The sequence below is a fragment of the Streptococcus halotolerans genome, assembly GCF_001598035.1.
Classification (GTDB): domain Bacteria; phylum Bacillota; class Bacilli; order Lactobacillales; family Streptococcaceae; genus Streptococcus; species Streptococcus halotolerans.
In genome coordinates this window covers 1,792,971-1,804,516 of the sequence record NZ_CP014835.1, presented here as the reverse complement: position 1 = coordinate 1,804,516, position 11,546 = coordinate 1,792,971, and the positions used below count along the sequence as shown (strand labels likewise).

Annotated in this window: 8 protein-coding genes; 2 read left to right on the top strand and 6 right to left on the bottom strand. The window is 41.0% G+C overall.

The window, feature by feature from the left end; genetic code table 11:
- Nucleotides 1–98: 98 nt before the first annotated feature.
- The 4 genes from A2G56_RS08220 to A2G56_RS08205 form a co-directional block, all read right to left on the bottom strand.
- A complete protein-coding gene (locus A2G56_RS08220; protein WP_062711358.1) occupies nt 99–860 on the bottom strand; it encodes an ABC transporter permease in 762 nt (253 codons plus the stop codon).
- The gene (locus A2G56_RS08215) at nt 838–1,494 is read right to left on the bottom strand and encodes an ABC transporter ATP-binding protein (RefSeq protein ID WP_062711356.1); all 657 of its coding nucleotides are present in this window, start codon (nt 1,492–1,494) and stop codon (nt 838–840) included. The genes A2G56_RS08220 and A2G56_RS08215 overlap by 23 nt, the downstream gene beginning before the upstream one ends.
- 477 nt (nt 1,495–1,971) lie before the next feature.
- On the bottom strand, nt 1,972–6,483 hold the full coding sequence (locus A2G56_RS08210) for a GA-like domain-containing protein (protein WP_062711354.1): 4,512 nt from the start codon (nt 6,481–6,483) through the stop codon (nt 1,972–1,974).
- 579 nt (nt 6,484–7,062) lie between these two features.
- Nucleotides 7,063–8,094, bottom strand: coding sequence for an NAD(P)H-dependent amine dehydrogenase family protein (locus tag A2G56_RS08205; RefSeq protein ID WP_062711351.1), 1,032 nt, complete (start codon nt 8,092–8,094; stop codon nt 7,063–7,065).
- Nucleotides 8,095–8,184: 90 nt separating this feature from the next.
- Here A2G56_RS08205 and A2G56_RS08200 point away from each other — a divergent pair, with 90 nt between their 5' ends.
- Complete coding sequence (locus tag A2G56_RS08200) at nt 8,185–9,027, top strand: MerR family transcriptional regulator (protein WP_062711350.1); 843 nt, start codon at nt 8,185–8,187, stop codon at nt 9,025–9,027.
- A gap of 142 nt (nt 9,028–9,169) precedes the next feature.
- On the opposite strand, the gene rpsO is transcribed toward A2G56_RS08200, so the two are convergent.
- Nucleotides 9,170–9,439 carry a 30S ribosomal protein S15 gene (gene rpsO / locus A2G56_RS08195; RefSeq protein WP_062711346.1) on the bottom strand — a complete coding sequence of 90 codons (270 nt, stop codon included), beginning with the start codon at nt 9,437–9,439 and terminating at the stop codon, nt 9,170–9,172.
- Nucleotides 9,440–9,537: 98 nt separating this feature from the next.
- Nucleotides 9,538–10,725: an MFS transporter gene (locus A2G56_RS08190; protein WP_062711343.1), complete on the bottom strand. Its 1,188-nt coding sequence runs from the start codon at nt 10,723–10,725 to the stop codon at nt 9,538–9,540.
- A gap of 91 nt (nt 10,726–10,816) precedes the next feature.
- On the opposite strand from A2G56_RS08190, the gene A2G56_RS08185 reads away from it, so the two are divergent.
- The gene (locus A2G56_RS08185; protein ID WP_082785132.1) at nt 10,817–11,476 is read left to right on the top strand and encodes a cyclic nucleotide-binding domain-containing protein; all 660 of its coding nucleotides are present in this window, start codon (nt 10,817–10,819) and stop codon (nt 11,474–11,476) included.
- Nucleotides 11,477–11,546 lie beyond the last annotated feature (70 nt).

Below are 11,546 nucleotides of genomic sequence, written 5' to 3'. Positions count from 1 at the left end.
ACAAAACTGTAGTATCCGTATCATTTTATCATAAATCAAACAAAAAAACACGGCCATCGCCGTGTCTTCCGTTAGTATTTTTGGTGCGACATGATAAATTAAAATTCAAGCTGCATACGTTCATTAAAATAAGTTTTGTAAGCAAAATACGAGGCAATCACAGAACCCAAACTCGTGGCTGATAGCAGCATAAACATAACCATGATTTGGTATTTGATGGCATAGACTGGGTCTACTCCTGCGAACATCAAACCTGACATCATCCCTGGCAAGCTAACTAGGCCAACCGTTTTAGCAGAGTCGACGGTCGGCTGTACTCCTGTTTTGATAGCTTGTCGCAAAATAGAGAGTGAAGCCATTTTGACAGGTGCACCAAGAGCCAATTTTTCCAAAACTTGTTGACGTTGGTCGGTAAACAGACTGTACACGGCTCGATAGCTTAGACCGATGGCAACCATGGAGTTGCTGGCAATCATCCCCGAAATAGGGATGATCTGGGAGGGTATAACCTTGATGGCACCTGAAGCTATCAGAATTCCTAAAGTTATAGTAGTCGATAGTAAAATCGCCAGCCAAGATTGCCATAAGTGTTTATTGCTATTAGGATTGCGTGAGTGTGCTTGACGACTGGCATTAAAAATAATGACCATGACCATGGCAACAGTTAACAAGATATTGTTAACTCGGAAAATGTATTGCAAGACAAAGCCAACCACGACCAGTTGGATAACGGTGCGCACAACAGCGATAGCAATCTCTTTACCCAAACCCAATTTTTCTTTAGCGCTGAGCCCAACCGCTAAAAGCACTAAGCCAAAGGCTAGAACGAGTGATAGATTACTGACGGATACGCTTGTCATCAACTAATCCCCCTTTCTCGATGGTAATGATACGACTAGCTGATTGAATTGCCTCCTCATCATGAGTAACTTCGATGATCGTATGACCCTTGGCGTGATAATCGGCAATCACCTTGTTAACTAGACGCTTGGTAGCACTGTCTAAACCAGCAGTCACCTCATCAAGTAACAGGACCTTTGGTTCAAAAAGTAGGTTGCGCAATAGAGCAATACGCTGTTTTTCACCACCTGACAAGTCCTTGATGTCTTGTTCTAGATGATTAGGCGTTAAATTGACTCGAGGAAGCTGACTCAAGACCTTCTTTTCATCAAATGGAAGCTGGCGAATCTCAAAAGGAAAGGCCATATTATCCCGAACAGTATTGCCAAACAAGGTAGGCTGCTGAAAGCAATAGGAAACCTGACGACGATACTCCACAGGATTCAATGTCATCACCGAGCGACCTTCAAAACTAATATCACCAGAAGATGGCGTCACCAACGTTGATAAGAGTTTCAATAGACTGCTCTTACCGCTCCCAGAAGGACCCACTAACGTTACCCGCTCACCCTCTTGAACGGAGAACGAAATATCTTTCAGAATTAACTTATCACCGACTTGATAAGCTAACTGATTAGCATTAAAAATACACATAAATTAATTATAGCATAAGACATGTTTCACTCGTCAAAGCAATCGGCTCAAATTGCCAATAACAGAGAGCAATCAAAGAATGGGTAACTTAAAATATTCAATGTGAGATACTCATTGAAACCAAAATCAGATAAGGCAACATCGATGTAGATAAAATGGTCCCTATTTTCCTTCTTCTTAAAGTGATGAGACTACGAAACTTCCAAAGGAACAAGCGATTGTGACAGGATAGTACCCACCAAAGCCATGATCCACTAACAGTATATTGGTAGAGAGAGGACAAACGAAGCCTGTTGCTAGGCACTTACGTTATAAATCACCCGACGAAGTTGTCAAAAGGCCAGTATAATGAAAAACACCTCAATAGCTAGGAATACCTAACGTTGAGGTGCTTTTGCAGCTTTAACCAGACTTCTTGACCTGTTTCATTTTGATTATGTCAATTCTTCAAAATCTAGCTTGTAAAATAGTCAGTCATCATTCTTCACGATCTCTTTTACGTTTTCTAGAACTAAACAAGGCAGCTAAGGCAATGGCTGTACCACCATAAACGGCTGCTAATTGATTACCTCTCTCACCTGTCCTTGGTAGGCTCTCTTCACTCCTTGTTTGAGATGGTATTGATTTCTTAACTAATTGTGGTGACGTCACTCGTTCAGGAGATTTCGTTCCTGTTGGGAGGACTGTTTGACCTCTCTTAGCTGAACGGACTTTTTCTGAATCATCAACTTTTGGATTCATTTCAGGCTTCTTGACATCAGGTCTTCCGGCAACTTTTGGTTCCGCTTGAGACTTATCAGTTTCCGGTTGCTCCGGTTGTTGCTCTGGCATTTCAGGCTTTTGTGGTACTTCCGGAACTTTTGGCATGTCTGGGACCTTCGGTGCTTCCGGTGCCTTCGGTATTTCCGGTACTTCTGGTTGTTGCGGTTGCTCCGGTGCCTCCGGTGTTTCTGGGACTTGCGGTGCGTCTGGTGTTTCCGGTTGCTCCGGCACTTTTGGTGCTTCTGGTTGCTGCGGCGCCTTCGGTGCTTCGGGCACTTCTGGTTGTTGTTCTGGCACTTGCGGTTGCTCCGGTTGTTGCTCTGGCTTTTCAGGCTTTTGTGGTACTTCCGGAACTTTTGGCATGTCTGGGACCTTCGGTGCTTCCGGTGTCTCTGGTACTTCTGGTACTTCCGGTGCCTTCGGTGCTTCGGGCACTTCTGGTTGTTGTTCTGGCACTTGCGGTTGCTCCGGTTGTTGCTCTGGCATTTCAGGCTTTTGTGGTACTTCCGGAACATTTGGCATGTCTGGGACCTTCGGTGCTTCCGGTGTCTCTGGTACTTCTGGTACTTCCGGTGCCTTCGGTGCTTCGGGCGCTTTCGGTGTTTCTGGCATCTCAGGTTTTTCCGGCGCTTCTGGCTGTTGTTCTGGCACTTGCGGTTGCTCCGGTGCTTCTGGTGCCTTCGGTGCTTCGGGCGCTTTCGGTGTTTCTGGCATCTCAGGTTTTTCCGGCGCTTCTGGCTGTTGTTCTGGCACTTGCGGTTGCTCCGGTGCTTCTGGTGCTTCTGGTGCCTTCGGTGCTTCGGGCGCTTTCGGTGTTTCTGGCACTTTTGGTGCTTCTGGTGCCTTCGGTGTTTCTGGGACTTGCGGTTGTTCTGGCTGTTGCTCTGGCATTTCTGGTTTTTGTGGTGCTTCCGGAACATTTGGTGCCCCTGGAACATTTGGCATGTCTGGGACTTGCGGTACTTCTGGTTGTTGTGGTTTTTCCTGATTAGCGTCATCATCTTCTTTAGTGGCTTCAACAGTGACGGGTTTTACTGCAGCCAGACGTTTTACCAATTCTGCCTTTTTATCGCCTTCAGATAATGTTTCTACCAATGGAGTTGCAGCTTCTTTTTTAGCCATTGCGTCAGCACTTAATTGATCAACCTCATCTTTCTCTTGTTGAGTGACTTTTTTGTCTGTTAATGCTTCAATTTTCTTAGCTTCAGCTAATCTTGCAGCGCCTTCGGCCACTTGAACAGCTTTTTCTGCAGCAGCTTCTTCAGCAGCCTTGTCTTCGTCGTCTGGTTTGCCATTATTATTGCGGTCATTAACTTCAACTTTAGATTCTTGCACTGCAGCGAGACGTTTTTCAAGTTCTGTTTTCTTTGGACTTGTAGGCAAATCTTCAACCATTAGAGTAGCTTTATCTTTCTTACCTTTGGTATCGGAATTTAACTTATCAAGAGCATCTTTTTCTACTTGAGAAACTGCTTTATCAGCTTCTACGGTTGCTTTCTTGGCTAGACCTACTTGCGCTGCTTCTTCCGCAGCTTTAACAGCTGCTTCAGCTGCAGCAAGGTCTGCTTGCTTAGACGCATCTTCACCATCTGGTTTGGTATTTGCTTCTTCGGAATCTTTCTGAATGTCTTTACCAACTTCAGGTTTAGTGTCTGGAACTACATCTTTCTTAGAATCTTTTTCAACATTTGACTCAGTACCTTCTTCACTGGTATTGCCAGATTCTGATTCGGAATCTTGTTTGATTTCTGGGGCGACATCTTTTTCGGTGTCTTTTGATGTACTATCTTCAGAACCTTGTTCTGGGGCTACTTCACTGCCTTCTTTAGAATCTATTTGAGGGACTTTTCCAGTATCGGGGGTAACGTCTGGAGCTACATCTTTTTTAATATCTTGTTCGGTATTTGAACTGATACCTTCGTCATCGTTATTGCCGGTATTTGATTCGGAATCTTTTCTAGTTCCTGGTTCTGCACCTTTTCCATTATCTTTGTTATCATCTTGTTTGATGTCTTCATCAGTGCCTTTTTCGATCTCTGCGGCATCTTTTTTATCAGTAACTTGCACTATTTGTGTTGTCACTGCATCAAGACGTTTTTGAAGTTCAGCTCTGGTTTTTTCATGTGGTAATTTGTCAATGAATGATGACACCACTCTCTTTTGTTCAGTAATAAGTGCATTTAACTTGTCTAATTGATCCTTTTCAGCTTGAGTGACGATTTTATCTGATGCAATGTCGTTCTTCTTAGTTTCAGCATCCTTACCAAGTTTTTCAACAGATTTAACAACCTCTTTAGCAGCCGTTACTTGTTGATCTTGTAAATCAGGTACACCGTTATTATCAGCATCATTAACGGTTATATCAATCGGTTGAACTTTTTGAAGACGCTCTTTCAAATCTTCTTTTATCGTTCCTTCTGATAATTTTTCTACCAATGGTTCTGCAATTTTTTTCTTAGTTGTTATTTCTTCATTTAGTGCTTCAAATTCTTTTTTATCTGCTTTGCTAATTGCCTTATCTTCTTGCAATTTAGCCTTTAATTTTTGAATTGCTTCTTCTGCTGCCGAAACAGCTGCTTTAGCTGTAGCCTCTTCCTTAGCTTTTTCTACACTATCAAGAATACCGTTGTCATTTTCATCATTAACATCTACAGATGTAATTTGGATTTGATTGAGTCGATCTTCTAATGGTTTCTTTTTATCAGGATCTTTTACATCATCGATTTTTAGCTTAGCTAGTGTTTTCTTAGTTGTTGTTTCAGTATTTAATCTGTCAACCTCCCTTTTGTCTGATTCTTTGATAATTTTTCCTTCAGATAATCTTGCTTTCTTAGCTTCTGCCGCTTTAGCCGCAGCTTCTGCTGCTTGAACTGCTTTTTCTGCTTCAGCAACTTTGTTAGCATCTTCTTTATCTGTCTCAGGGACAACCTTTGCGACTGAATCGTCATCAATTGGTTGGTCGTTTTGTTCTTTTTTAGCATCGCCCATTTCAGGCCTTTCAGTCAGATTAATTCCGTTAAGTGCTTCCATGAGCGAATTTTTAAACGAATCATTTTTCAACTCTTGAACCAAATCCCAAGCAGCTTTTTTCGTCTTCGTAAGTTCATTATTTAATCGTTCTACTTCTTTTTTATCAGCAGGACTAATAGGACCATCAGCAGCTTTTAATTCAGCTATTTTAGTTTCAACAGCTTTCAATGCTGCTTCGGCATCTCTGATAGCGTCCTTTGCTGCCTGAAACGCATTATTTTCGGCCTCCCAATCTATTTCTTCCTTATCCGTCTTAGATTCATCCGAAAGTTCGGGTTCGTCGCTCATTTCTTTGTCAGCGTCGCTTACTTCAGGTGTTTTGATAACATTCAAACGTTCATTAAAGTTCTTTATTTCGGGATAGTTTTCTATATCATTGTTAACCGATGCTTCTACTTTTTTTACCAACGAAGTGGCTAAGTCTTTTTTTTCTTTTATTTGCTCGGCATCACCCGTTTTCTCCGCTGTTTCTGCAGAAACTATTGCATTTTCAGCCTCGTCAAGCGCAGCCTCTATATCATCCGGACGATAATTGTAATTTTTATCATTGACTTCCACTTCAATTGGAATTATATTATCCAGACGCATTTGCAGTCCATTTCTACGTTCGTCTTGTGGCAATTTTTCAACCAATGGAAGAGCCCCTTGTTTTAAAGATTTTACCTCTTCATTCATGCGGTCTACTTCACTTTTCTCTGTTGGATTAATTACACCATCTCTTTTAAGTTCAACTAACCTATGTTTAAGGTTTTCTAATGCACCTTCTGCAGCCTCAACAGCTTCTATTGCAGCTGTAAGTGCTTGTTGTTCTTCTTCTAAAGCCGCTCTCTCACCTTGCAAAGCATTTGGGCTAGAAAAAGAGTTAGCCATTTCTTCGTCAGCTAGTGCAGCCCTCGCCATTTCTTGGTTTTGAATTTCTGACATCTCAGTAGTTTCTGCTACTGTATCAACTGGGGTAGTAGTTTCTGGGGCTGTTTCGGAAACCGGTTCTTTGGCAACCGCTTCCATCGCAGAGCTTCCTGATTTTGATTGAGCTACATTATCCGCGCTAGAGAATTGTTCAACAGTCTCCTGCTGTACATTATCAGCTGACACCTCAGGGCCAGCTAGACCTAAAAGAACAGTCCCTAAAAGAACAGATGCTGCTCCAAATGAATATTTACGAATAGAAAAGCGTTGTTTTTGATTTAAAAACATCGTTACCTCCTGATTTCCTTGAAAAAAATTAGCCATCCTTTAATAAACTTTAAACGGCATTTTTATAATATAATATTTACATTATAAAAACAATATTTAAATGTTATTTTTGTGTTCTTTTTTTAGCATAACTAGTAACTACACCTCTTAGATGACTTTCTTTGGTGATCTAAATGGGAAAACCGACAACTAAATCGGATTCTTTTTTAAGAATAGTGCTTAATGCTTAAAACATTCTTAAAAAATAACTTGTTTATTGTTTAGAATTCACTTCTTTAATGCCTATAAAGATCAATCTGACAAGTCAAACAATATTGTCAGATAATTATCATCTTATCTCATCACTCTTCTTCAAAATCCCATAATGTTGAGAAAGACGTCCTTGCTTCTGTTATTACTAAGTTAGTGATATTATTAAACGCCTTATAAGAAACTCTTTTTCAGGTGCTGGTCGTCTTGTCACCAGTTCAGGACATACTAAAAACCACAACTCTCATTGTTTAACACTTGTAGCTAACAAATGATTTTGCTGTGGTTTTATTATTATTTTTTAATGATTATGTCTTCATTATGACATTTCTAATCAAGATAAGTGTGCATAGGATAGGTTAAGTATTCTACATCACGCGCTTTTTCACAGGTTACGAATCCTGCTGGAGCATCAATCACAGTCGGGATACGATTGACGATAGTTGCGCAGGTATGTGCGACTGTATCAGGCTTGCTGACAGAAAAGACCAAATCTGGTTCTCCAATGATTTCCCAATCACACATGTCTCCATCGTCTTCACGATAGACTTTTCCAATACATTCAACTTCTAAGGTAATTCCTTGATGCGTGTGAATGGTTGTTACTGCTGACATCCCGGTTACATCGCCTGCTGGGATAGAGCGACCAAGCGTCTCAGAATAAATAGCTTCATCTAAAATATAAGGAACACTCTTTTGAGAAATATCTTTGATAGTCCAGTTCATTTTCGAACAAATTCCCTCAGCAGCATTCCACATGTAAGATGGCAAGCTTTCAGCAGCGGCGATTTCTTTGTCAAAACGCTCCACATCATATCCTGCACCATGCGCTTCTGCCAGTGCAAGGCCGTAATCTTCAACATTGTAGCTGACTGCCCCTTTGATCTTAGTAATTTTGTTGACTCCTGCCATCATTAGACATGGCATATTAATCCAGTAAATATCTTGCATACCAGATCCCATAATCGTTACACCATGTTGTTTAGCCAATTTATCCAAACGGTTGGTTTCTGATGGGGAAGTTGTCCAAGGGTAAATCGCCTCTTCACAGGTTGAAATGACGTTAACGCCATGTTTGATGGCTGTTTCGTAAAACTCGTACATTTCCGGCATATAGGAGAAAATAGTAACAATGGCGATATCAGCATCACAGCTTGAAAAGACTGCTTCAGCGTCACTTGAGATGGTAACGCCTGTTTTGTAACCTAAATCTGCAAAATCACCAATGTCTTGTCCGACAACTGCTGGATTATTATCAATAGCACCGACAATCTCAGCTCCATGATCCAACAAGTAGCGAAGCAATACTTTCGACATTTTTCCACAACCATATTGAACGACACGTACTTTAGAGTTTTTCATTGTAAACCCTCCTTTTTATTTGTTATTGTTTTCACAATTATAGTATAATGTCTCTAGTAACTAGAGAGTCAATAGAGAGTCTAAAAAAACATGAAAACTATTTTACGCATCGGAGAGTTCTCCAAATTAAACAATATTTCTATTCGTACCTTACGCTTTTACGATAAGATTGGATTGCTTCGTCCCTACCAGATTGATGAGGAAACCAATTATCGCTACTATCATCTCAAGCAATCTTCTATTGTGGATGCTATTCAATATCTAAGACAACTTGACTTCTCCTTAGAAGACATTAAAAAAATCTTGTCAGATAAAAGAGATCCGCATCTTCATCAATTAATCGAAAACCGCTATCGGGAGTTGCTTCAAGAAAAAGAAGCCTTGGAACATCGCATCGCAGAGATTGATGCCTTTCGTAGAGGGGCTCTGCTTTATACTGAGCATCAATCCAACCAAGAACTCGCTATTGTGACAATGCCTGAGCGCCTTATTTGGACCTTTGAGCTATCACAGAACATCTATCAAATGACTAGTGAAGAGTATGAGATTTATTTGCGCTATTTAAAGCAAGAGATTTTTTCGCATAATCCCTTTTATGAACACTTTGGTAAAATCGGATCCCTCATGCAAAACAAGCAGTTTAGACAACAACATTGGCTATCAACACAATTTGTTCTCTTTCACAATCCTTACTTCCAATCACCTCACATCCAAAAGGTCACCCTCGCTGCCGGACAATATGCCATCAGCTACTGTCATTCCTTTGAGGAAGAGATTTCACGGCTGCCTCTTTTTTTCCAAGCACTAGAGGCTAAAGGGTTAGAACCAACTGGTCCTTACATCTGCGAGGTCATCCACGAGCAACCAAACCTGCTCGAACAACAAAGAGACATGTTCATTAAAATGCAGGTTGCGGTTCAGGAAAAAAAGTAATTCTTCTTATCAGCAAAAAAACTCCCCTGAAAATAGGGGAGTTTTTCGATCATCTCGATTAAAGACAAATAGCGTCATTAAGTCAGCTTCTAAAGCGATGATTTAAAGCGCTTGTCTTCTCATCAGTCTTAGACCTTTTGTCTTAACGGCGAAGACCAAGAGATTGGATAAGCTCACGGTAACGGTTTACGTCTGTGCGGCGTAGGTATGCCAACAAGTTACGACGGTGACCGATTTTTTTCATCAAACCACGGTAAGTAGCGTGGTCTTTTTTGTGTTCTTTGATGTGTGAGTTAAGGTGGTTGATTTCCCAAGTAAGCACAGCTACTTGAACTTCAACAGAACCTGTATCGCCTTCGTGACGAGCGTATTGTGAAATGATTTCATTTTTTTTCTCTTTTGAGATTGCCATAATATGTTCTCCTTTTTTTGCTTTATCCGAGTCTTAGGATTGGCACTCCTAAAACCAAGAAAAAGTTGGTTTAGCTGTTCCCAGCTTTATCCATTCTATCAAATTCCTGACTTGCCGTCAATTTTTTTCTTTTTGGAAAATAGCAGAGCAACTACCAAGATAGCCGTCATACTTAGGATAAGGAGGCTATATAAACCAAAGACTGCTGTCGGTGCTGGTGCTAAGCTGGTTAATAATTGTAGAGCTAAAGCTGTCGAACCACCTCCTAAATTACACCCTAAGAGAACCAGTATAGTTGCCGTAGCAAGCAAATGAGCTGGTATTTTTTCTGCGATGGTGTGAAAGGCATAGGTGACCGCTAAGGAGTAGAAGAATCCTGACGTTAGAGCACCAATAGCTAGAAGAAACCAACTATCAGCCTGCCAAAGCATTAAACAAGCTAAACCAAAAATCAGACTAACACCAACTTGAAAATATTTTCCAAAAAAACTCAGCAAAGATGAATAAAACATCCCAGCTAAAATCCCCATAATCATCATGGCGCTTAGAAGAATGCTAGACTGAGAGGCCGTGCCAAGACCTAGCTGCTCAACGACCTGAGGAATCCGGATAGTAACAGAGGAGTTAACCAAGATAATAAAGCCCGCATAAAAGGCGGTGCCAAGACTATACAGCAGCTGCCGACTAGAGAGTCTAGCAGGATTTTCATGATCCTCAGCCAATTCTTTCTGATGAGGCATATCAGGAACAAAAGCTAGATAAAGAAGCAAGATAAGCAGCCCCAATCCATAAATGGCGAAAGACGCTGACCAGGAAATGCTTAAGAGTTGCCCAGCCAAGAAGGTCAACAAAGCCGACCCTAGCACTTCCATAGACCCTCTGAGACCCAGCATACGGGTTCGCTCATTACCTGTGAAACGCTCACTGATAATATTAATAGCACGCGCATTGAGCATACCAATCCCAGCTCCTAAAAGGATTCTTGACAGGAAAATAAGAGGATAGGCCTGAAAACAGACTGGCAAACTGCCACCAATAGACAGCAACAAGAGCCCAATGATAATCACCGCTCTCTCTTTCAAAAAACGGTTAATAACAGGTGTTAATAGAAGGATGGCGATAATAGCAAAAGACGACAAGGGGATTAGCTGCTCGACTTGTGAGGCGGTAAAACCATCTTTCTCAAAATGACTGATCATTTGAGGGAGAGCCGGCGAAACTGCAAAAGTTGAGACCATCATTAAGGATAAGGAGAGCAAACTAGCTCTTTCAAGGATTGATTTCATAGGGAACCTTTCTTGCACAATTAAACTATGCTCAGTATAATGAAACTAGACTCATATCAATAGGACCTATGTCCTAAAAAGGATGTTGAAAATGATTTCAAAGGCAAAGCCACTAGACCACTACTTGAAAGATTCCACTTTAGCTCACTTCTTTCCCAAAAATTATCACAAACAACTCCAGGTAGTCACCTATGACAAGGGACAAGCCATTTGCTCTCAAGGTGACAATTTGGATTACATCGCTTATTTCTTTGCTGGAAAAGCTAAGGTTATCCGTCAATCTGCCAATGGCAAAGACCATTTGCTAGAAACAGTAGAGAAAGCCACCATTATCGGTGATATCGAGTTGATGACGAAAAGACCAGCAGTTTCTTCTGTTATTGCTCTGGAAGAATGCACTTTGATACAACTGCCACTCTTTGACAAAACAGAGCTGCTCTCAGACCCACTGTTTCTCTATCAAGTAGGTCGTGAAATCGCTCAAAAATGTTACCAGCAAAGTATCAGTTCGTCTGCCAATATCACCTATTCCGTCAAAGAGCTCTTGGCCAGTCATATCCTTAGCATGGAAAATGAGGGAGAATTTAACTTGGAATTAACACTTCTGGCTGATTCCTTTGGAACTTCATACAGACATTTGGGGCGAGTGGTTAAGCAACTGATTACAGATGAACTCATTTCTAAAACAACTTTCAAACATTATGAAATAATCAATAGAAAAGAACTTGAACAGTTAGCCATTCAAGAATAACTATCAACAACCTTACCCTAATACAGCAAAATCCTCAGTTAGAATGATGACTAGCTGAGGATTTTTGATA

Excerpts from the sequence above, each read along its gene's own strand:
- A2G56_RS08220 (WP_062711358.1), bottom strand. The coding sequence starts at position 860 with ATGACAAGCGTATCCGTCAGTAATCTATCACTCGTTCTAGCCTTTGGC.
- A2G56_RS08215 (WP_062711356.1), bottom strand. The coding sequence starts at position 1,494 with ATGTGTATTTTTAATGCTAATCAGTTAGCTTATCAAGTCGGTGATAAG.
- A2G56_RS08210 (WP_062711354.1), bottom strand. The coding sequence starts at position 6,483 with ATGTTTTTAAATCAAAAACAACGCTTTTCTATTCGTAAATATTCATTT.
- A2G56_RS08205 (WP_062711351.1), bottom strand. The coding sequence starts at position 8,094 with ATGAAAAACTCTAAAGTACGTGTCGTTCAATATGGTTGTGGAAAAATG.
- A2G56_RS08200 (WP_062711350.1), top strand. The coding sequence starts at position 8,185 with ATGAAAACTATTTTACGCATCGGAGAGTTCTCCAAATTAAACAATATT.
- rpsO (WP_062711346.1), bottom strand. The coding sequence starts at position 9,439 with ATGGCAATCTCAAAAGAGAAAAAAAATGAAATCATTTCACAATACGCT.
- A2G56_RS08190 (WP_062711343.1), bottom strand. The coding sequence starts at position 10,725 with ATGAAATCAATCCTTGAAAGAGCTAGTTTGCTCTCCTTATCCTTAATG.
- A2G56_RS08185 (WP_082785132.1), top strand. The coding sequence starts at position 10,817 with ATGATTTCAAAGGCAAAGCCACTAGACCACTACTTGAAAGATTCCACT.